This is a genomic window from Sandaracinobacter neustonicus (genome assembly GCF_006385875.1).
GTDB lineage: Bacteria > Pseudomonadota > Alphaproteobacteria > Sphingomonadales > Sphingomonadaceae > Sandaracinobacteroides > Sandaracinobacteroides neustonicus.
Genome location: NZ_VFSU01000012.1, coordinates 46,364 through 70,774 on the forward strand (window position 1 = coordinate 46,364; position 24,411 = coordinate 70,774).

General features: G+C 65.5%; 20 protein-coding genes, 1 tRNA gene and 2 pseudogenes. 4 read left to right on the forward strand and 19 right to left on the reverse strand.

From position 1 onward, the window contains the following. Nucleotides 1–120 precede the first annotated feature (120 nt). Nucleotides 121–1,686: an aldehyde dehydrogenase (NADP(+)) gene (locus tag FJQ54_RS04225; protein WP_140927188.1), complete on the reverse strand. Its 1,566-nt coding sequence runs from the start codon at nucleotides 1,684–1,686 to the stop codon at nucleotides 121–123. Between the two features lie 253 nt (nucleotides 1,687–1,939). Here FJQ54_RS04225 and FJQ54_RS04230 point away from each other — a divergent pair, with 253 nt between their 5' ends. Beyond that, nucleotides 1,940–2,626: a FadR/GntR family transcriptional regulator gene (locus tag FJQ54_RS04230; RefSeq protein WP_181159969.1), complete on the forward strand. Its 687-nt coding sequence runs from the start codon at nucleotides 1,940–1,942 to the stop codon at nucleotides 2,624–2,626. Between the two features lie 23 nt (nucleotides 2,627–2,649). On the opposite strand, the gene gltB is transcribed toward FJQ54_RS04230, so the two are convergent. The 5 genes from gltB to FJQ54_RS04255 all read right to left on the reverse strand — a co-directional run bounded on the left by gltB (nucleotide 2,650) and on the right by FJQ54_RS04255 (nucleotide 11,171). After that, nucleotides 2,650–7,194, reverse strand: a complete 4,545-nt coding sequence (gene gltB / locus FJQ54_RS04235; protein ID WP_235890309.1) for a glutamate synthase large subunit — start codon at nucleotides 7,192–7,194, stop codon at nucleotides 2,650–2,652. A gap of 16 nt (nucleotides 7,195–7,210) precedes the next feature. After that, nucleotides 7,211–7,783, reverse strand: coding sequence for a DUF2059 domain-containing protein (locus FJQ54_RS04240; RefSeq protein ID WP_140927190.1), 573 nt, complete (start codon nucleotides 7,781–7,783; stop codon nucleotides 7,211–7,213). Continuing rightward, complete coding sequence (locus FJQ54_RS04245; RefSeq protein WP_140927191.1) at nucleotides 7,780–9,252, reverse strand: NAD(P)-dependent oxidoreductase; 1,473 nt, start codon at nucleotides 9,250–9,252, stop codon at nucleotides 7,780–7,782. The genes FJQ54_RS04240 and FJQ54_RS04245 overlap by 4 nt, the downstream gene beginning before the upstream one ends. Before the next feature lie 160 nt (nucleotides 9,253–9,412). Next, complete coding sequence (locus FJQ54_RS04250; RefSeq protein ID WP_140927192.1) at nucleotides 9,413–10,219, reverse strand: undecaprenyl-diphosphate phosphatase; 807 nt, start codon at nucleotides 10,217–10,219, stop codon at nucleotides 9,413–9,415. A 10-nt stretch (nucleotides 10,220–10,229) separates the two neighbouring features. Beyond that, entirely contained in the window at nucleotides 10,230–11,171 is a 942-nt protein-coding gene (locus FJQ54_RS04255) for a complex I NDUFA9 subunit family protein (protein ID WP_140927193.1), read from the reverse strand. Between the two features lie 76 nt (nucleotides 11,172–11,247). On the opposite strand from FJQ54_RS04255, the gene FJQ54_RS04260 reads away from it, so the two are divergent. Both FJQ54_RS04260 and FJQ54_RS04265 read left to right on the forward strand, forming a co-directional pair. After that, a tRNA-Leu gene (locus tag FJQ54_RS04260) sits at nucleotides 11,248–11,334 on the forward strand. A 164-nt stretch (nucleotides 11,335–11,498) separates the two neighbouring features. Next, nucleotides 11,499–12,716: a tyrosine-type recombinase/integrase gene (locus FJQ54_RS04265; protein WP_140927194.1), complete on the forward strand. Its 1,218-nt coding sequence runs from the start codon at nucleotides 11,499–11,501 to the stop codon at nucleotides 12,714–12,716. 93 nt (nucleotides 12,717–12,809) lie between these two features. Here FJQ54_RS04265 and FJQ54_RS04270 read toward each other — a convergent pair whose 3' ends face one another. From FJQ54_RS04270 to FJQ54_RS04330, 13 genes and pseudogenes are all read right to left on the reverse strand, one after another. Then, a complete protein-coding gene (locus tag FJQ54_RS04270) occupies nucleotides 12,810–13,019 on the reverse strand; it encodes a helix-turn-helix transcriptional regulator (protein ID WP_140927195.1) in 210 nt (69 codons plus the stop codon). A gap of 62 nt (nucleotides 13,020–13,081) precedes the next feature. After that, nucleotides 13,082–13,300, reverse strand: a complete 219-nt coding sequence (locus FJQ54_RS04275; RefSeq protein WP_140927196.1) for a DUF2274 domain-containing protein — start codon at nucleotides 13,298–13,300, stop codon at nucleotides 13,082–13,084. Beyond that, a complete protein-coding gene (locus FJQ54_RS04280) occupies nucleotides 13,288–14,529 on the reverse strand; it encodes a TrbI/VirB10 family protein (protein ID WP_140927197.1) in 1,242 nt (413 codons plus the stop codon). Before FJQ54_RS04280 ends, FJQ54_RS04275 begins: the two co-directional genes overlap by 13 nt. Continuing rightward, entirely contained in the window at nucleotides 14,526–15,377 is an 852-nt protein-coding gene (gene trbG / locus FJQ54_RS04285) for a P-type conjugative transfer protein TrbG (protein WP_207790358.1), read from the reverse strand. The genes FJQ54_RS04280 and trbG overlap by 4 nt, the downstream gene beginning before the upstream one ends. Then, complete coding sequence (gene trbF, locus FJQ54_RS04290; protein ID WP_140927198.1) at nucleotides 15,374–16,132, reverse strand: conjugal transfer protein TrbF; 759 nt, start codon at nucleotides 16,130–16,132, stop codon at nucleotides 15,374–15,376. The genes trbG and trbF overlap by 4 nt, the downstream gene beginning before the upstream one ends. A 3-nt stretch (nucleotides 16,133–16,135) precedes the next feature. Continuing rightward, entirely contained in the window at nucleotides 16,136–17,437 is a 1,302-nt protein-coding gene (gene trbL / locus FJQ54_RS04295; protein WP_140927199.1) for a P-type conjugative transfer protein TrbL, read from the reverse strand. 32 nt (nucleotides 17,438–17,469) lie between these two features. Then, complete coding sequence (trbJ, locus tag FJQ54_RS04300) at nucleotides 17,470–18,183, reverse strand: P-type conjugative transfer protein TrbJ (protein ID WP_140927200.1); 714 nt, start codon at nucleotides 18,181–18,183, stop codon at nucleotides 17,470–17,472. A 5-nt stretch (nucleotides 18,184–18,188) separates the two neighbouring features. After that, on the reverse strand, nucleotides 18,189–20,612 hold the full coding sequence (gene trbE, locus FJQ54_RS04305; RefSeq protein WP_140927201.1) for a conjugal transfer protein TrbE: 2,424 nt from the start codon (nucleotides 20,610–20,612) through the stop codon (nucleotides 18,189–18,191). Continuing rightward, nucleotides 20,606–20,866, reverse strand: a complete 261-nt coding sequence (locus FJQ54_RS04310) for a VirB3 family type IV secretion system protein (protein ID WP_140927202.1) — start codon at nucleotides 20,864–20,866, stop codon at nucleotides 20,606–20,608. Before FJQ54_RS04310 ends, trbE begins: the two co-directional genes overlap by 7 nt. Further along, nucleotides 20,866–21,192, reverse strand: coding sequence for a TrbC/VirB2 family protein (locus FJQ54_RS04315; RefSeq protein WP_140927203.1), 327 nt, complete (start codon nucleotides 21,190–21,192; stop codon nucleotides 20,866–20,868). The genes FJQ54_RS04310 and FJQ54_RS04315 overlap by 1 nt, the downstream gene beginning before the upstream one ends. Before the next feature lie 2 nt (nucleotides 21,193–21,194). Then, a complete protein-coding gene (gene trbB / locus FJQ54_RS04320) occupies nucleotides 21,195–22,211 on the reverse strand; it encodes a P-type conjugative transfer ATPase TrbB (RefSeq protein ID WP_140927204.1) in 1,017 nt (338 codons plus the stop codon). Continuing rightward, nucleotides 22,208–22,603: a CopG family transcriptional regulator gene (locus FJQ54_RS04325; protein WP_140927205.1), complete on the reverse strand. Its 396-nt coding sequence runs from the start codon at nucleotides 22,601–22,603 to the stop codon at nucleotides 22,208–22,210. The genes trbB and FJQ54_RS04325 overlap by 4 nt, the downstream gene beginning before the upstream one ends. A gap of 4 nt (nucleotides 22,604–22,607) precedes the next feature. After that, nucleotides 22,608–23,405, reverse strand: a pseudogene (locus FJQ54_RS04330) (type IV secretory system conjugative DNA transfer family protein); the annotation flags it as partial. Nucleotides 23,406–23,489: 84 nt separating this feature from the next. Here FJQ54_RS04330 and FJQ54_RS04335 point away from each other — a divergent pair. Next, a pseudogene (locus tag FJQ54_RS04335) lies at nucleotides 23,490–24,411 on the forward strand (transposase); the annotation flags it as partial.

Genomic DNA, 24,411 nt, shown 5'->3' on the forward strand with positions numbered 1-24,411 from the left:
TTAGCCCCGTTGCCTTGCCTGTCGTTGATAGGCGAGGCGGCACGACCTGTCATGCCCGGAGCGGCGGACGGTTGATACAGATTGTTGAGCTGAGCGGCAGATGCCCTGACAGAGATTAGCCTACACCCGGCGCGCGCCGTTCAGGCGAACCGGGGTTCCGTCCGCGCCTTCGCCGCGCAGGGCGGTGGGCAGTAGGGCTTCGGGCAAATCCTGATAGCTGACGGGGCGCAGGAAGCGGTCGATCGCCAGCGTGCCGACCGAGGTGCTGCGGCCATCCGAGGTGGCCGGGTAAGGGCCGCCGTGCACCATCGCATGGGTGACTTCCACGCCGGTGGGCCAGCCGTTGGCGAGGATGCGGCCCACCTTGCGCTCAAGGATGGGGAGCAGCTTTGCTGCGGCCTCATAGTCGGCCGGATCGGCGTGCAGCGTGGCGGTGAGCTGGCCCTCCAGCGCGCGCAGAACCATGGCCAACTCCTCCAGCGAAGCGCAGGCGACCACCAGCGAGGTCGCGCCGAAGATTTCATGCGCCTGCCCGATATCGGCCAGCAGTTGCGCGCCCGTCATCGTGAACAGCCCGGCGCTGCCGCGCGTGGGCTGGCCCGCTTCCGGGGCGAGCGCGACTTCGGTGGCCGCCGCCGCGAGCGCGGCCTTGCCGCTGTTGTAGGCGGCGTGGATGCCGCTGGTGAGCATCACCTGCGGCGCGGCGCAGGAGACTTGCGCGCCCGCTTCGGCCAGAAACGCGTCCAGATCCGGCCCGGCGACGGCCAGCAGCAGGCCCGGATTGGTGCAGAATTGGCCCGCGCCCATGGTGAGCGAGCCGACGAAGCCCTGCGCCAGCGCCGCACCCCGCGTCTTCAGGGCATGGGGTAGCAGGATCACCGGGTTCACCGCCGACATTTCGGCATAGACGGGGATGGGAACCGGGCGTTCGGCGGCGATCTTCATCAGCGCCGTGCCGCCCCCGCGCGAGCCGGTGAAACCGACGGCGGTGATGCGCGGATCGGCGACCAGCGCCCCGCCCACCGCATTGGAGGTGCCCTGCAACAGGCTGAACACGCCTGCGGGCATGCCTGTTTTGCGGATGGCGGCTTCGAAGGCGGACGCGACCAGTTCAGAGGTGCCGGGGTGTGCCGGATGGCCCTTCACCACCACGGTGCAGCCAGCCGCCAGCGCCGAGGCGGTGTCTCCGCCTGCGGTGGAGAAGGCGAGCGGGAAGTTCGACGCGCCGAACACCGCGACCGGGCCGAGCGGCACAGTGCGCAGGCGAAGATCGGGCTTGGGCGGTGTGCGGGCGGCATCGGCGGTGTCGATCCTGAGCTGTTGCCCGCCGCCTTCCAGCACCTCTTTCGCGAACAGCCGCAGCTGGCCGGTGGTGCGGCCGCGCTCGCCTTGCAGCCGGGCGAGCGGCAGCCCGGTTTCGCGGTGCGCGCGTTCGATCAGGGCATCGCCCAGCGCTTCGATTTCACTGGCGACGGCTTCCAGAAAGGCGGCGCGTTCGGCCAGCGGGCGGGCGGCATAATCTTCGAACGCGGCTTCGGCGGCGGCGCAGGCGTCTGCGACATCGGCCGGGGTGGCTTCGGCGAAGCGCGGTTCGGCGATGGCTTCGCCCAGCGACGGATCGTGCGCGACGAAGCCGGCAGCGGCCGGGCGGCGGACTCCGCCGATGAAGAGGTCACCGCTCAGCATGTCTTAAACTCCTGTCCCTGTTCTGGTTCCGGCCCCGGTCCATGGGACCGGCGGCGCATGGGCGGTCCTCTAAAGACTGCCGCGCGGCCTGCCCAGCCCGGAAGCGGCATATGGAGATGATAGCGCTATCAACCAAGGGCGATCAACGGGAGAGATCGGCTCGAGTGCGCAGATGGCGCGGAATTCCCGCTCGTCCTTGCCTCATGCGGCCTGCAAATGTATGACTTTACGATGGAAAATTGGCGCGCTTCACATGTCGAATGAATCGCTGGTCAGCGCCCGCGTAGCGGATGCCATCGGCGGGGCCATCGTGCGCGGCGACTATCCGGCGGGAAGCGTGCTGCCCTCTGAGCTGGATTTGTGCGAGCAGTTCGGCGTCTCCCGCACCGGGATTCGTGAAGCGCTGAAGATGCTGGGCTCAAAAAAGCTCATCTCGCCGCGCCGCCGGGTTGGCGGAATCGTGAACGAGCGCAGCTTATGGTCCTTGCTGGACCCGGACGTGTTGCGCTGGATGCGCGGCGCGCCCACCGACATGCGGCTTCTGAAGGATCTGGCACGGCTGCGATTGGCCATCGAGCCGGAGGCCGCGCGGCAGGCGGCCCTGCATCAGGACCGCGCGGCGATCGACGCCATCCGCATCGCCGGGGAGGCGATGGCGGCGGACCCGGCGCAGGCGCTGATGGCGGATATCGCCTTCCATGTCGCGGTGCTGCGCGCCAGCGGCAATCGCTTCTTTCAGGCGCTGGGGCCGATGGTGGAAAGCGCGCTGGCCATGAGTATTCCCGTGACCAACGAAGTGAAGCAGGTGCCCAAGGCGGACATCCTGCTGCACATGGCCATTCACGACGCGATCCGCGACGGCCACGCCGACGAGGCTGCGGAGCGGGCGCATGAACTGATCGCGGAAACGGTGCGGCTGCTGGAACTGGCCGAAGGCTGACGTCTCCGGCCGGTGACTTAAGCCTATTCGGCGGCTTCGGTCACCGCTTCGTCCGTCAGCGGGTGAGAGAGGCGGCTCACCATTTCCTTGGGGCAGACCTGCCAGAAGCGGGTGCGGGCGCGGTCCCAGTCTTCCAGCAGGCCGCGCGCCCATGTGCTGCCCGTCAGGCTGGCGTGGCGGGCGATCAGGCCTTTGCAGACATCTTCCCAATGATAGCTGGCGAAGCGCTGCCAGATTACCGATTCCGGGTTCACCTTCTTCGCGAACTGGTTCTTTTCATCGTAAACGAAGGCCATTCCGCCCGTCATCCCGGCGGCGAAATTGTCGCCGATCTGGCCCAGAATCACGGCGGTGCCGCCCGTCATATATTCGCAACCGTTGGCGCCGCAGCCTTCGATCACCGTGGTTGCGCCGGAGTTGCGCACGGCGAAGCGCTCGCCCGCCTGCCCGGCCGCGAACAGTTCGCCGCTGGTCGCGCCATAAAGACAGGTGTTGCCGATGATGGCGTTCTTCTGCGTGGCGAGCGGCGAGGAGACCATGGGGCGGACGACGATGGTCGCGCCGGACAGGCCCTTGCCGACATAATCGTTCGAATCGCCGAACACTTCCAGATGCACGCCCTGCACCGCGAACGCGCCGAGCGACTGGCCCGCCGAGCCGCGCAGCCGCACATGCACATGGCCGGGCGCGAGGCCGTTCATGCCATATTTGCGGGTGATCATCGCCGACAGCCGGGTGCCCACCGCGCGGTGGGTGTTGCGCACCGAATAGGTGAGCTGCATCTTCTCGCCACGTTCGAACACCGGCCCCGCATCGCGCAGGATATCTGCATCCAGACTGTCCGGCACGGGGTTGCGCGGCGCGTCTTTGGTGGAGCGGCGCATGGAATCGGCAGCGTCCACCTTGGCGAGGATCGGGTTCAGATCCAGATCGTCCAGATGCTCCGCGCCCCGGCTCACCTGCCGCAGCAGCTCGGTGCGGCCGATCACTTCGTCCAGTGATCGCACCCCCAGCCGGGCGAGGATGTCGCGGGTTTCCTCGGCGATGAAGCTCATCAGGTTGATGACCTTTTCCGGCGTGCCGCTGAACTTCTGCCTGAGCGCTTCGTCCTGCGTGCAGACGCCGACGGGACAGGTGTTGCTATGGCATTGCCGCACCATGATGCAGCCCATGGCGACGAGGCTGAGCGTGCCGATGCCGAATTCTTCGGCACCGAGGATGGCGGCAATCACGATGTCGCGGCCGGTTTTCAGGCCGCCATCGGTGCGCAGCTTCACCTTCTGGCGAAGGCCGTTCAGCGTGAGCACCTGATTGACTTCGGACAGCCCCATTTCCCACGGCGTGCCCGCATATTTGACGGACGTCTGGGGCGAAGCGCCGGTGCCGCCGACATTGCCGGCCACAAGAATCACATCGGCATGTGCCTTGGCGACGCCCGCCGCCACGGTGCCGATCCCCGCCGAGGAGACCAGCTTCACACAGACCTTCGCATCCGGGTTTATCTGCTTCAGATCGTAGATCAGCTGGGCGAGATCCTCGATGGAATAGATATCATGGTGCGGCGGCGGCGAGATCAGCATCACGCCCGGCGTGGCGTGGCGCAGCCGGGCGATCATCTCGGTCACCTTGAAGCCGGGCAGCTGGCCGCCCTCGCCGGGCTTCGCCCCTTGCGCCACCTTGATCTCGATCTCGTTGCAGGCGTTCAGATATTCCGCCGTGACGCCGAAGCGGCCGGAGGCGATCTGCTTGATGTTGGAATTGGCGTTGTCGCCATTGGCATAGGGCTTGTAGCGGATCGCATCCTCGCCGCCCTCGCCCGACACCGCCTTGGCGCCGATGCGGTTCATGGCGATGGCCAGCGTTTCATGCGCCTCCGGGCTGAGCGCGCCCAGCGACATGCCCGGCGTGACGAAGCGCTTGCGGATTTCCGAAATGCTTTCCACTTCCTCGATGGGCAGCGGCTTGTCGGCGTAATTGAACTCCAGCAGGTCGCGCAGGAAGATGGGCGGTTGCTTGCGCAGCCCGTCGGAGAAGCGCTTGTAATGGCTGTAGCTGTCGTTCGCGACGGCTTCTTGCAGGATGTGGATGAGGCCCGCCTGCCAGACATGCGGTTCCCCGCCGGAGCGGAAGCGGTAGAGGCCGCCCACCGGCAGCGCCGTTGCGGTTTCGTCGAAGGCGCGCTCATGCCGTTCCTGCGCGGAGAGGAACAGGCTGTGATAGCCTTCGCCGGAGATCTTGGTGGGCATTCCGGGGAAGAAATCGGCGACCAGCGCGCGGCTGAGGCCGACCGCTTCGAAATTATAGCCGCCGCGATAGGAGGAGATCACCGCAATCCCCATCTTCGCCATGATCTTCAGAATGCCATCGTCCACCGCCTTGCGATAGCGGGCAACGCAATCGTTCAGGCTGATCGGCCCGAACAGGCCGCGCGCGTGGCGATCGGCGATGGAGGCTTCCGCCAGCCATGCGTTCACCGTGGTCGCCCCCACGCCGATCAGCACCGCGAAATAATGCGTATCCAGGCATTCGGCGGAGCGGACGTTGATGGAGGCGAAGGTGCGCAGCCCCTTGCGCACGAGGTGGGTGTGCACCCCGGCGGCCGCGAGGATCATGGTGACGGCGCAGCGATCCGCCGACTGATGCTCATCCGTCAGGAACAGCTGGCTCTTGCCCGAGCGCACGGCTTCCTCCGCCTCGGCGCGGATGCGGGCGATGGCGGCGCGCAGGCCGTCCGCGCCGTCGGCATAGTCGAAGGTGCAGTCGATCTCGGCGGCGGCGGAGCCGAAGTGAGATTTCAGCGCGCCCCATTCCGCCGAGGAAATGACGGGGCTGTCCAGCACCATCACGCCCTTCTGCTGTTCGTCGGAATCGAGGATGTTGCCATGGTTGCCGAAGCGGGTCTTCAGGCTCATCACCCGCGATTCACGCAGGCTGTCGATGGGCGGGTTCGTCACCTGGCTGAAATTCTGCCGGAAGAAATCCGCCATGGAGCGCGAGTTGGCGCTGATAACGGCCAGCGGCGTGTCATCGCCCATGGAGCCGATGGCTTCCTTGGCATCCTCCACCATGGGCCCCAGGATCAGTTCCATATCCTCTAGCGTGCGGCCCGCCGCGATCTGCAGGCGGCGCAGCTCCGGGCCGCCGGGATAGGCGGGCGTTTCCTTTGCGGCCGGGAGGCCTGCGAGCGAGGTGAAATCCCCCACCCAGTCCGCATAAGGCTGCGCGGCAGAGAGGCGATCCTTCAGGTCGCGGTCGTGGAACAGCCGGCCTTCGCCCAGATCGATGCCGATCATCTGGCCCGGGCCTAGACGGCCCTTTTCCACCACATTTTCCTCCAGCGTGAACACCATGCCGGTTTCCGAGCCGACGATCAGCAGACCGTCTTTCGTGCGGGTGTAGCGCATCGGCCGCAGCGCGTTTCGATCCAGCCCGGCGACGATCCAGCGGCCATCCGTCATCGCCAGCGCAGCGGGGCCGTCCCACGGCTCCATCACGCTGGCGAAATAGGCGTACATGCTCTTGTGCGCGGGCGGCATGTCCGCGTCTTTCGCCCAGGCTTCGGGCACCAGCATCGTCTTGGCCGTCGGCGCGTCGCGGCCCGAGCGGACGATGGCTTCGAACACGGCGTCCAGCGCGGCGGTATCGGAACTGCCCGCCGGGATCAGCGGCTTGATATCCTCGCTATGGTCCCCGAACGCGGAGGCCGCCATCTTGATCTCGTGGCTTTTCATCCAGTTGCTGTTGCCGCGGATGGTGTTGATTTCGCCGTTATGGGCCAGGCAGCGGAAGGGCTGCGCCAGCCACCATTGCGGGAAGGTGTTGGTGGAGTAGCGCTGGTGATAAATGGCGCAGCGGCTTTCGAACCGCTCGTCCGTGAGATCGGGGTAGAAAAGAGACAGGCTCTCGGCGAGGAACAGCCCCTTGTAGATGATGGAGCGGCAGCTGAGCGAGCAGATGTAGAAGCCCTGAATCTGCGCTTCGATCACCTTCTTCTCGATGCGGCGGCGCAGGATATACAGCTGCTTTTCGAAGGCATCGCGGGCGGCTTCCGAGGTGTCTGCCGGCCCCGCGATCATGATCTGCTCGATATCGGGGCGCAGCGCCTGCGCCTTGGTGCCGATCACCGAGACATCCACCGGCACCTGCCGCCAGCCATAGATGAAATGGCCCTCGGCGATGATCTCCGCCTCGACGATGGAGCGGCAGCTTTCCTGCGCGGCGAGATCGGTGCGCGGCATAAACACCATGCCCACCGCCAACAGGTTCGGGCGCGGACGCTGTCCGGCCCGATCGATCGCATCGTGGAAGAAGGCGACGGGCAGGTCCAGATGGATGCCAGCGCCGTCGCCCGTTTTCCCATCCGCGTCCACCGCGCCGCGATGCCACACCGCCTTCAGCGCCTCGATCCCCGCTTCCACCACGCGGCGGCTGGGCTTGCCGTCGATCGCGGCGACAAGGCCCACGCCGCAGGCATCCGATTCGAGATCGGGGCGATACAGCCCTTCCTCAGCCAGACGGCGGCGGGCGGCATGTTCGGGCAACAGGATGTCGGCGGGGTGGTGCATCATCAATACCTTTTGCGCGCTATTTGGCGGGCGGTTGCTGCGGGCCGAGCTTGCGCAGTTCGGCGTCGATCTTGGGGCCGACGGCTTTTTCGGCGGCCTGCACGCGTGGGCCGAACTTCGCCTGCATCGTCTTGGCGACTTCGGCGTTCACCGCGGGTTGGCGGGCCAGCATCTTCGCGCCCGCCGGAGTCTTGTAGAAAGCGGTGATGGCGTTCAGCTCGTCCACGGTGAAATCGCGGGCGTAGATGTCGATCGCCGCCTGACGAGAGGCAGCCAGCATCTCGCGCTGGATCGGGCCAAGCGCATCCGCCTGCATCGCGCCGACACGGGCCATGGTGGCGTTCACTTCGGCCGGTTTCTGCTGCGCCAGCGCGCGGAACCCGGGGTTCTGGTTGAGCGCGGCACGGATCATCTCCCCCTTGCGCATGGCGGCGAGCTGCGCATCCAGCTGCGCCTTGGAACGCGGCATGGGGTTGGTGATGTCCACCACGGCGGCGGCTGCGGTTTTCGCGTCTGTCTGAGCGAGCAGCGGCTGGGCTGCCAGCAATGCGGGAAGGGCGGCGAGAGTCGCGGCCCGGAACAGGATCGTCATGCTACCTCCTTGGTGGCCGCGCTCTTTGCGGCGGCCGTGCTCGCCTGCGTTTTCAACCAGGCGTGCATCGACTGTGCGACATCGCGGCCTTCGCGAACAGCCCAGACGACAAGGCTGGCCCCGCGCACAATGTCTCCGGCCGCGAAAACGCCCGGCAGGCTGGTGGAAAAGCGCGCGCCATCGGCCTTCACCGTGCCCCAGCGGGTGGTGGCGAGATCGGGGGCTTCGAAGGTGACGGGCAGATCTTCGGGATCGAAACCCAGCGCTTCGATCACCAGTTCGGCGGGCAGGGTGAAATCCTGCCCCGGTTCCGGTTCCGGCTGGCGGCGGCCCGAAGCATCGGGTGCGCCAAGCCGCATGCGCCGCGCCGTGACGGTGGCGACGCGGCCATCAGGACCGGACGCAAAGGCGGCGGGAGCGGCGAGCCATTCGAAATGCACGCCCTCTTCCTCGGCGTTCAGCGTTTCCCGCTGCGAGCCCGGCATGTTGGCGCGATCCCGCCGATAGAGGCAGGTCACGTTGAGCGCGCCCTGCCGGATGGCGGTGCGCACGCAATCCATCGCCGTGTCGCCGCCGCCGATCACCACCACATTGCGGCCCAGCGCGTTCAGTTCGCCGGATTCGAAGGCGGGCACATCATCGCCCAGCCCCTTGCGGTTGGAGGCGATCAGATAGTCCAGCGCCTTCACCACGCCGGGCAGTTCGGAACCGGCAAGGCCCAGCGGCCGGGGCTTGTAGACGCCCGTCGCGATCAGCAGCCCGTCGTGGCGTTTGCGCAGCTCTGCGAAGGACACGTCGCTGCCCACTTCGGTGTTGAAATGGAACTGCACCCCGCCTTCGGCCAGCCGGCGGGTGCGGCGCTCCACCACCTCTTTCTCAAGCTTGAAGCCGGGGATGCCATAGATCAGCAGGCCGCCCGCGCGATCCTCCCGTTCATAGACATGCACTTCGTAACCGCGCACGCGCAGCAGTTCCGCCGCCGTCAGCCCCGCCGGGCCGGAACCGATGATACCGACCGACTGGCGCGAGCGATCCGCCAGCGGTTGCAGCGGCTCCACCCAGCCTTCTTTCCACGCGGTATCGGTGATGAATTTCTCCACCGAGCCGATGGTGACGGCACCATGGCCCGATTGCTCGATGACGCAGCTGCCCTCGCACAGCCGATCCTGCGGGCAGATGCGGCCGCAGATTTCCGGCATGGTGGAGGTGGCGGCGGACAGCTCATAGGCTTCGCGCAACCGGCCCTCGGCGGCCAGCTTCAGCCAATCCGGGATGTTGTTGTTCAGGGGGCAGTGCACCTGACAGAAGGGCACGCCGCACTGCGAGCAGCGCGACGCCTGCTCTTCCGCCTTGGCGACGAGGAAGCTGCGGCTGATCTCGTGGAAATCATGCGCACGGTCTTCCGGCGAGCGCTTCTCCGGGAAGGCCTGATCTGTGTGGATGAAGCTGAGCATTCGGCTGTTGGCCACCTGGCGATATCCCCCGGAATCGGAAAGTCCGGGGGGCCTTAACAGCCATTTTCTTGCTTGGATAGAGGATAGGTCAATATTGTTGACCTATTGTCGATCCTCGCGAGCCCGTTTCGCGCCTCAATGCTATTTGCGAACGATTATTAGTTCCGTTTCGGTATTATCTGCTGAGCAACCAGATCAGCGACACCCCGCCCAGCACGATCCGATACCATGCGAACGGCGCAAAGCCGTGGCGGCCCACAAAGCCCACCAGCCAGCGCACCACCATCAGCGCCGAGATGAAGGCAGTGACAAAGCCGATTGCGATCAGCCCCAGATCATCGAAGCTGAGCAAATCCCGTTCTTTATACAGCGAATAGACCGTAGCCGCCGCCATGGTGGGAACCGCGAGGAAGAAGCTGAATTCGGCCGCCGTCTTGCGGTCCAGCCCCATCAGCAAGCCGCCCATGATCGTCGCGCCAGAGCGGGAGACGCCGGGGATCATGGCGATGCACTGCACCGCGCCGACGCCCAGCGCCGTTTTCCACGGCATATCCTCCACCGTGCCCTCGACGCGCGGCTTCACCAGCCGCTCGATCAGCAGGATCAGGATGCCGCCCACGATCAGCGCGATGGCCACCACCATGGGGTTTTCCAGCAGCGCGCGAATCGCCGAGTAGGCAAACACGCCCACCACCATCGCCGGCAGGAAGCCCAGCAGGATGTTGCGGATGAACGAGATCGCCGCCGGCTCCTGCCTCAGTGCGCCCTGCGCGATATGCAGGAAGCGCTCCCGATAGGCGACCAGCACGGCAAGGATCGCCCCCAGCTGGATCGCGATCTTGAACGCCACCGAGCCGTCGCCGGTGAAGCCCATCAATTCGGAGGCAAGGATGAGGTGGCCGGTGGAGGAGACGGGGATGAACTCCGTCAATCCCTCAAGCAGGCCGAGCAGGAAGGCCTGCAGAATCGCGATATTGTCCATGAAGCGGCTTTCAGGCTGCGAATCGGCCGCCCGCGCGATAGCGGGCAAGCCATTGGCCAGAGACGGCCTCCAGCGGGGTGGCGGCGATACCGAGCCCGGCAAGGCCGGGATACGCGCCGGACACCACATTGTCCTGCTTCAGCATCAAATATTGATCTTTCGTCAGCGGTGCGCCGGGCAGGAAGCCCAGGCCCGCCAGCAGGCGCGCGCCGAAATCAGGCGCATCCACCAGCAGCTTTTCGCCATGGCCGGTTTCCTGCGCGATGAAGCCCAGAATCTGCTTCATGCTCAGCACTTCCGGGCCGCCGATCTCGAAAATGCCGCTGGCGGATTGTTCGATGATGGCCTTCAGCGCAGCGGCCAGATCTTTCACATACACCGGCTGGAAGCGGCTGCCCGGTGCGATCACGGGAACCGCCGGGGCAGAGGCGATCAGACTGGCGAATCGGTTGGTGAAGCCATCCTCTGCGCCGAACACAAGGCTGGGGCGGACGATGGCGGCGGCCGGGAAGGCAGCCTTCACGGCAGCCTCGCCAGCCGCCTTGCTGCGGCCATAGGCAGACGCACTGGCGGCATCCGCGCCGATGGCGGAAAGGTGCACGAACGCCTTCGCGCCCGCCTGCGCGGCGGCGGTTGCGGCGGCCGCCGCGCCCTTCACATGCACATCCTCGAAGCTCTGCCCGCCCTTTTCGTCCAGCAGGCCCGTCAGGTTCACCACCACATCGGCCCCGCGCACGGCAGCGGCAAGGCTGGCGGGCACCCGCACATCCGCGCAGATCGCGCCAATCTGCCCCACATCGCCCAGCGGCTTCAGCCGCAGCGCGGCGACCGTATCGCGAACAGCGATTCGAAGCTGCCAGCCCGCGCGGGCAAGGACTTCGGCTAGGGCGGTTCCGATGAATCCGGTGCCGCCGATCAGCACCACGAGGCCGGGGGTAGGAGCAATCTTCATAGATTTCGTCCTTAGCCGGGGCGCCGGGCTGTTGACAATCGCGAGAGCTGCCAATAACGACGCCCGCCTACCCCGTGCCCAGATGGCGGAATTGGTAGACGCACCAGCTTCAGGTGCTGGCGATCGCAAGGTCGTGGAGGTTCGAGTCCTCTTCTGGGCACCAGGTACCCCTTTTCACGGGGTGCCAAAACATCCCCCAAGCATTGAAAAAACAAGGGTTTTCTGGCATAAGATGCCAAGGAATACCCACCTTGTGCCATGCCGTTTCACCCCCAAAGTTGGCTCAAATGTTGGTCTTTTCCTGATGCCAAAAATGGGAGATGCAACATGGCTCTTACCGCGGTGGAAGTTCGCTCTCTGAAGCCCAGAGAGAGCGCCTACAAGGTCAGTGATTCTGGCGGGCTGCAGATACTGGTGCATCCGACGGGCCAACGTTCCTGGCGTTACGCGTTCCGGTGGGCCGGCAGGCAACAGTCCATGGCGCTCGGCGTATTCCCGGCCGTCAGCCTTTCAGAGGCACGGGCGAAGCGCGATGCTGCCAAGAAGGTGCTGGCGAGCGGAACGAACCCTGCAACTATTGTGCGCGAGGAGAAACGCGCGGCCCTTCTCGCAGAACAAGTTACGTTCAAGGTGGTCGCCGAGGAATGGCTCGCAAAATGCGAGCGCGAAGGACGGGCTGCCATCACGCTGAGCAAGCAGCGCTGGCTACTCAAATTTGCCTATCCTCAGCTCGGCAGCCGGCCAATCAACCGAATTTCGGCACATGAGGTCTATGAAGTGCTTCGGCGTGTCGAGACGAAAGGCTTCCACGAAACGGCGCGCCGGCTGCGTGGAACCTGCGGGCAGGTGTTTCGCTATGGCGTCGCCACTGCGCGCGCGGAGCGCGATGTGACCACGGATCTCCGCGGCGCGTTGACCACACCCAAGGTCAAGCATCTCGCAGCGATCACGAAACCCGATGAGGTTGGCGAGCTGATGTGCGCCATCGACCGTTTCGACGGCTTTCGGGTCACCCACATCGCACTTCGACTGGCGCCCCACCTCTTTGCCCGTCCGGGCGAGCTGAGGCATGCGGAATGGTCAGAGCTCGACCTCGAGCAGCGCATCTGGACGATCCAGGCCGAGAAGATGAAGATGCGCCGCCCGCACAGCGTTCCGCTGTCCCGGCAGGCGGCCGCTCTCCTTGAAGAGATCAGGCCGCTTAGCGGTGACCAGCGCTACGTGTTTCCGTGTCAGGGCAAACGCAATCGGCCCATGTGCGAGAATACGCTGAACCTCGCCCTTCAGAGGCTCGGCTATGGCGGCAGCCGGATGACGACCCACGGCTTTCGGGCAATGGCCTGCACGCTGCTCAACGAATCCGGCAGATGGAACCCGGATGCCATTGAACGGCAGCTAGCACACGTGGACGCAAATTCCGTGCGCCGCATCTATGCCCGCGGCGAATACTGGGCTGAGCGGGTTACAATGATGCAGGCATGGTCTGACGAGCTGGACAGTTTGCGGGCGATGGCCGTGGAGCGTGCCAGAAAGCGGGCCGCCTAGGGCAACCCTTACCCCGACAGGCATAGTCTTCACCCGATCTGACCGACCGTATGCGGAATCGGCGAAGCTCGTCCCTGAGGCGAGATCCGCAGATTATTGGTGGCCGCCAACATCGTAGGACATCGGGTTGCGCATCCAGTCCCTGACCGCGGACTCTCGCCACCCGACGCAGCGCTCAGCGATACGGATCTGGCGCGGGAACTTCCCCGCATCAACCTTGCGGTACAGCGTAGAGCGGCAGAGCCCTGTGAGCCGGAGCACGGTAGGGAGACGCAGAATGCGGTCGGGCGTGTCTGTAGACATGGGGGCCTCCTTGCTGCTGCATTGATCTGGTGGTTTGAGGATTGAAGCCGGGCAAACTTCACTTATGGCCGCGGTCCCCGGGACCGTAGGAATCCCCGGTCGCTCTCGATGAAGCTGGCCAGCATAGCCGGGATCAGTTCTGTGATCTGCACTTCGGCGCCATAGGCCAGCGCATAATGGGCCGCATAGTCGACGAGATCCTGGTGCAGGTCGGGCATGACATTGATACCGAGCTTCACCGGTGTGCGGTCTGGCAGGCGCGCGAGTTTCAGTTCCGCCATTGTCCTGTCTCCTCTTGCTTCCATGGGGTTAGGATGAGGTCGCGGTGGACGACAAGACGCACCTCGGCGCCAGGCCGGATGGTAATTGTCGGCTGGATGTTGAGGTTTCGCGCGGTCAGCTGATCGCCTGCGCGAGCTGCATTCTGTTGCGTGGATTCCCGGATGGCGCGAACAAGGTCGCTTTCGCCCGAGAAAGTGAGATTGCCGCCAACGCCCAGCAGCGTCGAGATCGCCGCGCCCTGCAGCAGATGCCAGCTGTGGAAGTCGACCTTGTCGGCAAGGCCTGCATAGCCGGAGGGGTCGGTAGCTGGCACGTTCTCCAGACGGAGTGAGCTACCATCGGGCCATAGAATCCGCTGCCAGACGATGAGGGCCCTGCGCTGGCCGAAGGCGACGACATGGTCGTAACGGCCAATCAACCGCGCTCCCTGCGGAATGAGTAGTCGCCTGCCTGTAGGGCTGTCGAACACCTGTTCAGTGACCTGGGCTATGACGAGGCCGGGGGTATCGGAGTTGATCCCGGTAATGAGGCTGGCAGCAATCACACTCCCGGCAGCAATCAGATCGGGCGAAGCGGCGGGCACAAGCGGATGGGCATTGATCTCGTCGCCCGTATCCCGGGTCGCGACAAACCCCGCCTTCCCATCTGTGGCTCTTGCCTCCTGCGATGACGAAATGTCGCCCTGAGAAGTCTGCTGAATTACTGGCGCTGTGCTGGAAGGCGCCGTTTCGGCGCGGTCACGAAGCGGCACAAGGAGCACTGCCTCGCGAACCGCTTTGCGCTCGGCGATCAGACGCACCCGATCAGCAGCCTGCCGGCTGGCGTCGGCCTGAGGATTGCCGCCCTGATCTATTCCGGACGCTTCCATCCCAATCGCATTGGTGCGCTGATGCTCCAGGATCGGGCGACCGAGGTCCCCCGGCAACGGAGGTCCGAGCTTTGGGACATCTTCGTAGGTTGCGGGCATTGATTGCAGCGCGTCGGCCGGCGGACGCGGAGGCGGCGCCTTCTCCGGCGCCCCGGAGATCAGCTCGAATGTTGGCGGCCTGAGCGCGATCCAGGCGGTTGCCATCAGCGCCAGCGAAGAGCCCGCGGCAAGGCCGATGACGACGCTGCGGCGGAACCGGATCGCGCGCGGCGGCTGCGCCCTGAGCGCCAAAGTCTCCGGATCCTCCTTTGCCGGTGGGGGCGGGACCTCTTGCTGCACCGTATCGGGATCGTCGCTCATGACCCGCTCCGCGTACGTTCAGTTCCACCGACCCGCTGGATGCGCACGATCTGCTGCTTCTTTGTGCCGAGCCGGAGTTCCGCGACGTCGAAGATGCGGTCGACCACATAGAAGCGGCCACGGACGCGATAGTTGACGAGCTGCGGCCCGCCATCCGCCCCGATGAGAAACAGGGGCGGCGCCTCGCCGACCGCAAGCGTCGGCGGGAACTCGAGATAGGTCTGACGGCCATCATCGAACGCTCGCAGGGGCCGCCAGGCCGGTTTGTCACCGGACAACTGATAGTTAAATCTCAGCTGGTCGATCTCGAAGCCGGGTGATGCGCCCGGCGGCGCCACAGCTTCCACAGCCGGAACCGGACGTGAGACCGCCAGCAGCGCGTCCTGCGGATAGCTCCAGGACAGCGCCGTCATCGCCGTTCGCACCACACTGGTGAGCGCCACATGGTAGCTGCGGCGATCGGTGGTGATGACGAGATTGGTCGCAAGGCCGTTACCGACCGGCTTCACCAGCACATGGGTGCGCTTTGAAGCGCCGGCGCCGCTGGTGGTATCGCCGATCACCCAGCGCACGGTATCCCCGCTTGCAACCGCGACGAGCGTCTCGCCCGCCTGCAGGGCGATATCTGTCACCCGTTCGGGCGCCGTCACCGCCCGGTAGATTGCGCCTTCGACGTAGGGATAGACATGGACCGCGTTCACAAAATCCTGCGCGGCGGGTCCATAGGTCGCCTGGCGGTTGGCGACTTCGATGACTCGCACGGGATCAGCCGGTGCGGACGCCGCTCCCTGAACGGGCGCGAGCAGAATCGCCGACAAAAGCGGCGCGGCAAAAGGAATGCGCATCATGGCTGAAGCTCCTCAATGGCAGGGGATTGGCTGGCGGCGCTCCGGCGCGGCGCCGGGGCTTGCGCGGCAGCCGGCTCGAGCTCGCGGCTCCAGGCGATGGCGTCGACATAGATGCCAAGCGGATTCTTCCGCAGCGTGTCGGCGGTTTCCGGCACACGTGTCTCGATGGTGAGGATCGCCGTCCATTGCGACGTGGCGGTGCGGCTGCCGCGGGCGTAGATATTTTCCGTCCATTTGACCTGGAAGGAGCGCTCAGAGGCTCGCACGACGCTCGTCACCTGCACGGAGACACTTTCCTCGCCGATACGGGCGAACGGGTCGGAGGTTCGGGCATATTCGCCCAGAAACTGCGCGGCCTTCGGCGTCACGAAGTCATAGGCCGACAGCCAGTCGCGGCGCATCAGCACCGGGTCCATTGAGACCGAGCGGACATTGCCGATGAACGTGGCGAGGTGCCAGGCGATCTGTGGGTCCGTGGGCTGATGCGCCGTCTCGGCTTCGCTCAGCGCCCGGGGCTCACCCAGCCTGTCGACCTCGACCACATAGGGGATGACCCGGCTCTGGCGCGCCTGCCAGACGAAGGCGCCAGCCATGCCGACCGCGAGGCCGAGCGAACAGAAGGCCATCAGCCGCCAGTTGCGGGCCTGAACCCGGGCCGAGCCGATGCGGTCATCCCAGACCTGCCCGGCTCGGGCGTAAGGTGTAACGGGTTGCGGGGTTTGTCCGTATCGCTGGACGGCGCGTCTGAAGATCATGGCTCAGTCGTTCCTTTCCCGGATGTCAGGGGTGGCGGAGGCGCCGCCGCGGTCGCCTTGCTGCAGGCTGTGCATGGCGATCTGGCGCCGATGGCGGCTGTCCTGTTGCCGGCGCAGCGACTGCGCCCAGGCCGGAGCTGCATCTCCCGCGACGTCAGACCCGCCGGATGCCCCGTTGCTGCCGTTCATCGCCGCCCAGGCGCCATCGCGACCGCGCCGCGCGGCATCAGCAAGACCAAGGCCGGACGCGGCCTTCTGGCGGATGGCGCCGCCCGCCGCCTGCGCCATGCCGCCGATGCCAGCGCCGATGGTCGACGTCCCGGCACCGCTCTGGCCGAGCTGATAAGAGGCGGATGCCGCAGACCCCATGGTGGTGCCGGCGCGCACAGAGCCAAGCGCCGCACCGCCTGCAAGGCGCGCAGCACCGATTGTGGCGCCGCCGGCGAGGGCCGCGACTCCGGCCGCACCGGCGACAGTCCCGACGGCCGCTCCGGCACCCAGCTGTGGCGCACCGGAGACGAGGCCAGCGGCAACCGCAGGCCCGAAGATCCCGAGCCCGAACAGGGTGAGTGAGGCAAGAACGAGGCTCATCGCCTGCCCGATGTCGGGTTCCTGGCCTTTGATGGCGGCGGTGAACTCCGCGAAGTATCCCGAGCCGATACCGACGATGACAGCGAGCACCATAACCTTGATGCCCGACGAGACCACGGCGCCCAGCACCCGTTCGGCGAGGAAGCTGGTGCGGTTCCAGAGTGCAAAGGGGACGAGGATGAAGCCTGCAAGCGCGGTCAGCTTGAACTCGAGGATCGTCACGAACATCTGGACGGCCAGAATGAAGAAGGTGGCAATGACGATCGCCCAGGCGAAGAGCAGGACGGCGATGGTCAGGAAATTGTCGAAGAAGGTGGTGAACCCCATCAGCTGCGCGACCTGATCGAGAAGCGGCCAGGCGGCAGAGAAGCCGGTTCCGGCGAGCTTGCCGGGTTTCAGGAGATCGTCGGCGGTGATCATGCCTCCGCCTGCGGTCAGGCCGGCAGCCGCGAACGAGCGGAAGACGATGTCCGCCAGCAGCGCAAACCGGTTCAGGATGAAGGCGAAGGCGCCGACGAAGAGGATCTTGCGCAGGAAGCGGCCGATCACATTGTCCTCGCCACCCATCGCCCAGAACAACCCGGCGAGCGTGATGTCGATGCCGATGAGGACGGTGGTCAGGAAGGCGACGTCCGGCCCCAGCAGGCCGAAGCCGCTGTCGATATACTGGATGAAGTCCGCCAGGAATCCGTCGATGACGCTCAGGTCTTGCATGGGGGCTGTCCTGCGGAGGCGGGGGCAAGGGGCTATTTCGGGTTGTAGGCCTCGCCTGTTCCCAGAAACTTCACCGCTGCCGCGCGGGCGTCGGTCTCGGCCTGCAACCGCCGGGCCTGCTCGAAGGCTTCTGCACGGTAGTGGGCGGCGAGCAGGCTCTGTATCTGCAGCTGCTGTTTGGTGGAGAAGGCCAGCAGCTGGTTGGTCGCCTGCCCCACCTGCAGCGCGCCTTCCGCACCCTGGCTGCGGGCCGAGAGATCGTTCAGCACCACCATATCGGCCTGCACATTCTCGATGACATTGGCCTGTACCGTCATGCTGTGGCGGAACGCCGCCATCTCGGTGTCGAGACGGGTCCGGGCCGCCTGCACCTGTTCGTCCAGCTTCAGGGCGGACTTGAAATCGTTAGGGAAGAGTTTTGCAAATTGGGCATCGAGCTTGCCGATGCGGAACTCGATGCCTTCGGCCTTTGCCATCAGCTGGTCGATCTGCTGGAGACGGGTGGTGATTGCTCCGATCTCGGGAAAGCCGACCTTGCTCAGGTTCTTCGCCTGGTTGAGGAGGGTCTGCGCCTCGTTCTGCAGCGACTTCACCTGATTGTTGATCTGCTGCAACGTGCGCGCCGCCGTCAGCACATTCTGGCTGTAGTTGGTGGGATCGAACACCATGATCGCCTGTGCGGGCGTGGCCGACAGCACGGCGAAAAGGGCGACGGCGGCAAGGCTGCGCGAAACAGGGTTCGGCATCAAAACTACTCCTTCAACAGTTGGTCAGGGAATTCGTTCAGAAGGGACGCAGCCCAGTCGAGGCCGGCAGCAGAAAAATAGCTGGCAGCAAAATCGGCGCCGGCCAGCCGGTCGAGGATGGCATCGATACGGACCTGATCGGCAGCACCTGATGCACCGCAGAGCGCCAGCGCGATGGGGCCGAGGCCAAGTTCGAACAGGCGATTGCCGCGCGCGGACTGGAGATAATAATGCTTCTTGGGGGTGGCTCGGGCGATCAGCTCGATCTGGCGGGCATTGAGACCGAACCGCTGGTAGGCGGCCTCTGACTGCGGTTCCAGCGCCCGCTCGTTCGGCAGCAGGATGCGCTGCGGGCAGCTTTCGATGATCGCGGGCGCGATCGCGCTGTCGGCGATGTCGGCCAGGCTCTGGGTCGCGAAGAGGACCGCAACATTCTTCTTGCGCAGTGTCTTCAGCCATTCCCGGATGCGGGCGGCGAACAGCGGATGGTCGAGGAAGATCCAGGCTTCGTCGAGTATTAGGAATGTTGGCCGGCCGTCGAACCTCTGTTCAAGGCGGTGGAAGAGATAGGTGAGCACCGGCGCGACGACCGAAGCCTGATCCAGCAGGGCCTCGGTCTCGAAACATTGCAGGCTGTCGAGGCGAAAATCCGGCTCGACCGCGTCCAGGAGCCGGCCATGCGGGCCTTCGAGCGTGAACGGCGAGAGCGCCATGCGGAGCGCCGTGGACGGCAGCAGCATGGAGAGACCGGTCAGCGTCCGCTCGTCAGGGGGCGCGGAGGCGAGGTTTCCGAGCGCCGACCAGATCGCCTCCTTGTCCTCGGGTGTGACCGCCAGCTGTTCGCCAGCCAGGAGCGCTGCAACCCAGTCGGCGGCCCAGCTGCGTTCGTCGGGCTGATCGATGTGGCGGAGCGGCTGGAACGCCAGGCCCTCGGCTCCCAGCTGGTGGTGGGCGCCACCCATCGCCAGCACGGCAGCGCGAGCGGACATCCCTTTGTCGAACAGGAATATCTGAGCGTCTGGGTAGCGGCGGAACTGCAGCGCGATGAGGGCAAGCAGCACGGATTTGCCGGCGCCCGTAGGCCCGACCACCAGCATATGGCCGACATCGCCGACATGTGTCGAGAAGCGGAACGGCGTCGAACCGCTGGTCTGCGCCTGAAACAGCGGTGGCCCATCCAGATGGCGGTTGTGCGCCTGCCCGGCCCAGACGGCGGACAGTGGCATCAGATGCGCGAGATTGAGGGTATGGACGAGGGGCTGTCGGACGTTGGCATAGACTTGCCCCGGCAGCGAGGAGAGCCAGGCTTCGACCGCATTCAATGTCTCGCGCTTCGAAGTGAACCCGAGCCCGTTCACCACGCGCTCGACGGCGCGCAGCTTCTCCTCGACACGCGTTCGGTCGCTATCGGCAAGGGTGATGGTCGTGGTGAGATAGCCGAAGGCGACGTGATCGCCCCCCAGCGCCTGTAACGCGAGATCGGCATCGACCACCTTGTTGTCGGCATCGCTGTCGAGGAGCTGGGTCGGCTGGTTGTACATGACCTCGCGCAGGAGCGCGGTCACCGATTTGCGCTTGTTGAACCATTGCCGCCGAATGCGGGTGAGCGCCTTTGTCGCGTCGTTCTTGTCCAAGGCTATGAAGCGGGTCACCCAGCGGTAGCCGAAAGCCTGATGGTTGAGCGCGTCGAGAATCCCGGGCCGGCTGAGGTTGGGAAAGCCGAGCAATGTCAGCGTGCGCAGATGGAGCTCGCCGAGACGCGGCTCCAGCCCGCCCGTCAGCATTGTGTCGGGCAAGAGCGCGTCGAGATAAACGGGGGTGTCCGGAACGCTGACCAGATGCCGCCGATCCGAAATCGTGCGGTGGAGGAAGGTAAGCGTCTCGCTGTCGCTGAGCGCCCGGACTTCGGGCATGAACCCGGACAAGAGGTCGAGCAGGCGGTCGGTCTCGGCGATGAATCCCGACAGCGCTGCGCGCCAGTCCCGTCCCTTCTCGCCTTCCGCACGTTCCATCAGTGCCCGTCCGGCTGCCTCCTGCCCATCGGCAGGTGGCAGCCAGACAAGCGTTCCAGTGAAGCGGCTCTCGAAATGCTGGCCTTCGGCCTCAAAGCCGGCGCGGCGCTCCGCGTCGACCAGCCATGAGGCGGCGTCCGGAAACCGGCCTTCTGGATAGCCAGGGGCCGGACGCCGATCCGCCTCGAAGAACAGCGCCCATCCTGTTCCCAGCCGCTTCAGCGCATTGTTGGCCCGCGCACAGACCGAGACGAGCTCCGCTTCGGTCGCGCTTTCCAGATCGGGCCCCCGAAACGCGAAGCTGCGCTGGAAGCTGCCATCCTTGTTGAGGACGACGCCGGGGGCGACCAGCGCCGCCCAGGGGAGATGGTCGGCGAGCCGGTCTGTCCGCGTGCGGTACTCGGCAAGGCTCAGCATGTGAGATGACCCTTCTGGCGAAGGTGCCGGACGAGCACGGGCGCGAAGTCCGGATCCTGTTTTCCGGCGAACAGGGCGAGGCTGTGGCCGACTGCCCACAGCGCGAGGCCCACCAGCCATTGCTGGAGCCCCAGACCCACGGCAGCGGCCAGCGTGCCCGTGAGGATCGCGATCCCGCGCGGCGCACCGCCGAGCAGGATCGGCGACCCCAATGCGGCATGGATCGGGGTTTCGAACCCCTCGACATGGCTCATCAGACCAGCGCTCCGCCGCCGAAGCTGAAGAAGGAGAGGAAGAAGGACGAGGCGGCAAAGGCGATGGAGAGCCCGAAGACGATCTGGATCAGCCGCCGGAATCCGCCGGATGACTCTCCGAACGCCAGCGTCAGCCCGGTGACGATGATGATGATCACCGCGATGATCTTGGCGACCGGGCCCTGCACGGATTCCAGAACTTGTTGCAGCGGTTCTTCCCACGGCATGCCGGAGCCCCCGGCGATGGCGCCGCCGGCAAGCGCAAGGGCAAGGCCCAGCCCGATGGTGCGGGCCCGACGACGAACGAGAGGTTGGATGGATTGCATGGTCAGTCTCCTTCAGGGTTGAGGGGGTCGGATTTGACGCGTGATGCGGGCGACAGATCCGAAAATGCGTAGCGGCCGTCGGCCAGCAGGCCGGCAATCGAGGCGATGGTCTGCAGGCGGCGTTCCGCGCCTCGACCGGACAGGAAAACCACCATGTCGATGGCGTCGGCGATGAGGGCACGGGGCACATGGACGACGGCTTCCTGGATCAGCTGCTCCAGCCGCATCAGGGCGGCTTCCGCGCTGTTGGCGTGGATGGTCGCGATCCCGCCCGGATGGCCGGTGTTCCAGGCCTTAAGCATGTCGAGCGCTTCGGGGCCGCGCACTTCGCCGACGACGATGCGGTCGGGCCTCAGACGCAGCGTCGAGCGCACAAGGTCGCCCATGGTGACCGAACCTCCACGCGTCCGCAGCGCGACGGTATCCGGGGCGGGCGATTGCAGTTCGCGGGTGTCCTCGATCAGGATCACCCGCTCATCGCGATCAGCGAGTTCGGCGAGCAGCGCATTGGCAAGCGTGGTCTTGCCCGAGCTGGTGCCGCCCGCGACGAGGATGTTGCGGCGTTCGGCAACGGCTGCCCGCAGCACCATTGCCTGCGCCTGAGACATCACCCCATCCGCCACATAGTCGCCAAGCGTGTGGATACGGACGGCGGGCTTTCGGATCGAAAAGCAGGGCGCGAGCGAGACCGGCGGCAGCAGACCTTCAAACCGCTCGCCGGCGCCCGTGCCATGGGCCGGCAGTTCGGCGGATATGATGGGGCGGGCCGGTGCGATCTCGCCGCCGATATTGGAGGCGACCAGCCGGATGATGCGCTCGACCTCTGATGCCTCGATCCGGATATCGGTATCGACACGGCCCTCGCCCAGGATATCCAGCCGCAGGGCGCCATCGGGGTTGACCATGATCTCGGTGACCAACGGATTGGCGAGCGCGGCGGCGATCGCCGGGCCGAAGGCGGTCTGCAGCATCGTGCGGCGGCGGCCGCTCGCCACAGTCTCCGGGCGCAAGGCTGTCATGACGCCCCCCCGTTCCCGGGAAGACTGCGTCTGCCGGCCGCAATCTGACGCCCGACCTGCGAGACAAAGGCTTCAAAGCGCTCGCGGCCGACCGCCCGGCCGGCGGCATCCGCTTCCGGCAGCGGGGCTGTGACCATCAACTGGTAGCGGACGAAGAGCGCGAGGCTTTCCATCAGCACATCGATGTCGCGCCGGGTACCCGAGAGCTCACGGGTGATGCGGTCGAGCCGTGGCCGCAACAGGTCATCGACCTCTTTCGCGCCCTTGCGGCCGAGCCAGTCGCGGAGCGCGTCGTTCACCAGACGGCTCTTGTTCCCGCGCGTGCCGGCCGCGAGCGTGTGGAGCGCCTGGCTCAAATCGCGGTCGATGTAGAGGTTCTGCCGGACCTTCATGGCCTCAATCCTCTCGAACCAGGTCGCGGTCGACCGTCCCGTTGAACGCGAACCCCTGCTGGGCGACATTCGGGCCTTTCGCGCGGGCAATGGCGCGGGCGGCCGTGGCGACATCCGCCTCTTCCCGGACAGGACGTTGCTCGACCTGTTTCGCAATGACCTCTGCGCGCCCGGACAGTTCCAGCTGGAGTTGCTGCTGCCGGCCACCCTCGTCCGCAGCCACAGCCGGCTCGGGCGCCGGCGCAGGCGCTGGGAGGGAAACGGCACAGAGCCGATCGGACCAGTCATCGGGCCGCCGGGCTGGTCGGTCGGCGTAGCGACCGGCTGTCAGCAAAGGCGGGCGCGACACCCGTTCGACAAAATTGGGATCAAGATAGTAGCGCAGCTTCTTCGCACGGATCGGCGACAGCCCGGCGACGAGGACAAGCTCGTCGTCCGGCGGCAGTTGCATCACCTCGCCCGGGGTCAGCAGCTGGCGGGCGGTTTCCTGCCGGCTGACCATGACATGGGCAAGCCAGGGCGCCAGCCGGTGGCCGGCATAGTTGCGCATGGCGCGCTGTTCGGTTGCAGTGCCGAGCGCGTCGGAGATGCGTTTGGCGGTACGCTCGTCGTTGGTCGCGAACGCGACGCGGACGTGGCAGTTGTCGAGGATCGAGTTGTACTCGCCATAGGCCTTCTCGATCTGGTTGAGGCTCTGGGCGATCAGGAAGGCGCGTATGCCGTAGCCGGCCATGAAGGCGAGGCTCGTTTCAAAGAAATCGAGCCGCCCCAGCGCCGGAAACTCGTCCAGCATCATCAGAATGTCCGCCGTCAGCACCAATGGCACAGATTTGAGGTTGTGATTTAAGGAGGGTTGGGGCTTCGTCGTAGTGACGAAGGAACGAAGATGAAGGCCCAACCCTCCTTGAAAAAATCGCCGACCAAGGCCCCTGCTGAGCGGGTGGTGAAGGACATTCGGCGGCAGACGCGTCGCCATTTCTCGGCGGAGGACAAGATCCGCATCGTGCTCGATGGGCTACGCGGCGAGGACAGCATTGCCGAGCTGTGCCGCAAGGAAGGCATCGCGCAGAGCCTGTACTACACCTGGTCGAAGGAGTTCATGGAAGCTGGCAAGCGCCGCCTGGCCGGCGACACCGCTCGTGCCGCGACCACCGGCGAGGTGCAGGACCTGCGCCGCGAGGCCCGCGCCTTGAAGGAATGCGTGGCCGACCTGAAACTCGAAAACCGTCTGCTGAAAAAAAGCATGATCGCGGATGGGGGCGACGACGAATGAGGTATCCCGCCTCCGAAAAACTCGAGATCATCCGGATCGTCGAGCAGTCGCACCTGCCCGCCAAACGCACGCCGGACAAGCTCGGTATCGCCCGCCGGACGTTCTATCGCTGGTATGACCGCTACCTTGAAGGTGGGCCGGAGGCGCTGGAAGATCGGCCATCGGCTCCAGGCAGGGTGTGGAACCGCATCGGCGGCGACATCCAAGACCAGATCGTCGAAATGGCGCTGGAAGAGACTGACCTGAGCCCTCGCGAACTGGCAGTGCGCTTCACCGACGAGAAGCGCTACTTCGTATCGGAAGCCACGGTTTACCGCCTCCTGAAGGCCCACGGCCTGATCACCAGCCCGGCCTACGTCGTGATCAAGGCCGCCGATCAGTTCCACACCAAGACTACCCGGCCGAACGAGATGTGGCAGACCGATTTTACCTACTTCAAGATCATCGGCTGGGGTTGGATGTACCTGTCGACCGTGCTCGACGACTTCTCTCGCTACATCATTGCATGGAAGCTGTGCACCAACATGCGGGCCGA